General features: G+C 44.3%; 1 protein-coding gene. It reads right to left on the bottom strand.

Annotated elements, in window-relative coordinates; all coding sequences use genetic code 11:
* Positions 1-33: 33 nt before the first annotated feature.
* A protein-coding gene (locus N482_RS11720; RefSeq protein ID WP_419555032.1) for an IS3 family transposase occupies positions 34-1,565 on the bottom strand; the annotation gives its coding sequence in 2 pieces (ribosomal slippage) (positions 34-1,109 and positions 1,109-1,565; 1,533 coding nt in all).
* Between the last annotated feature and the right edge of the window lie 71 nt (positions 1,566-1,636).

The following is a 1,636-nucleotide window of genomic DNA, read 5'->3' as shown; positions in this document are numbered from 1 at the left end:
CGGCGTTTTTCAAGGTAGTTGTCGCCTGAGCTGTTAAGCTGCTTCTTTTTTGTTCTCTGGATTCAACTCCACATCACTGATTTCATCCCAATTTCTGGTGTGCTTTGACCAGCGGTTAGCATTCTTTTCTTGCGCTTTTTTATATAACTCACGGCGCTTTGCCAATATCGCTCTATCTTCCCCACTATGACGTTGCCCGGGTGTCACGAACTTGATACGACTATGCCTGTGTGCGTTGTTGTACCAATTCGTGAAGCCTTTCACCCAGCTTCTTGCATCTTCAAGGTGCTTAAAACCTTCACTTGGCCAGCGGTGGCTATATTTAACCGTGCGAAACAGGGATTCCGAATATGGATTATCATTGCTGACACCTGGACGGCTACGAGAGCCTATTATCCCCATTTCAAGCATCTTGGCCTGCATCGTCAGGCACTTCATCGGACTACCGTTATCTGAGTGCAATACGACATTTTGTTTAACGCATTTCTCAGCCCAGAGTGTACGTTCAAGTAATTCCGCAGCATATTCTCCTGACTCACTATCATGAACTTCCCAACCCACAATTTTACGGCTGAAGATGTCGATTATCATGTAGAGGTAGAAGAAGCGACCAATTACTGTTGAAGGGCAGTAGCTGATATCCCAAGTCCAAACTTGGTTTGGCCCTGTCGCCGTATACCCCCTAGGCTTAGCTCGGCTATTCTTAGGCTTTGCTTTACCTCGATGAGTCAATTGGTCATTGGCTTTCAGCACACGATAAAAGCTTGATTCAGATGCGATATACTGCCCGCTATCTGCCAGCATTGGCACTATCTGGCTCGGCCCTAAATTGGCGTATTCCTCTTGGTTGCTGATATCTAATATTGCTTGTTGCTCTTCCTCTGTAAGCTTATTTTTCGGCTCTGGCCTTTTCGCTGTTGGCCTTTTATCAGGGATGATTTCACCCTGTTCTTGCCAACGCTGTAACGTCCGTATAGACAAACCTATTTCTTCACAGGCTCTCTCTTTTCTTGCGCCAGAGGTAACGGCATCATCAATCAAAGATGCGTAATACTGTCTATCTGAGTGTGAGGTTAACTGTCCTCGTCTTCCCCCCAGTAGGTATTTAACTTTTTTCTTAGCACCAATAATGCCGCGGTTTCAGCAAGGGCTGCATCTTTACGTTTAAGCTCTTTTTCTAGCTCTTTGATCCGCTTACGATCAGCTTTTCGCTCTTGGGTTAATTGCTTACGCTGCTGGGCTTGCGTCTGATTACCTTCAATACAGCTTTGCCTCCATTCTTTAACTTGCTCAGGGTAAAGTCCTTTTTCACGGCAATACTCACTTAACTCAATTTCGCTCAATGCTGCCGTTTCTAAAACAATTGAGAACTTCTGCTCTGGTGACCAACCATCTAAACTATTACTCTCTGTCAAACTAGACCCTACTTTTAAATACTTATCTCGCCATGAATACAAAGTAGATAAGTTGATACTTTCCTGCTTTGCGAATTGACCTAATGATAAGCCACTTTCAACCAGCTTTCTAATGACTGCTTGCTTATGATCTTCTGGATAATGCTTCACTCATAACTAACTTACCGCTCCCTGTTTTATTTTATGAAAAACTGAGGCGACAACTATCCTGACACAGGGGG

The organism is Pseudoalteromonas luteoviolacea NCIMB 1942, assembly GCF_001625595.1.
GTDB classification, from domain to species: domain Bacteria; phylum Pseudomonadota; class Gammaproteobacteria; order Enterobacterales; family Alteromonadaceae; genus Pseudoalteromonas; species Pseudoalteromonas luteoviolacea_A.
The sequence above is the reverse complement of the archived record's forward strand: the minus strand, read 5'-3'. Positions and strand labels throughout refer to the sequence as shown.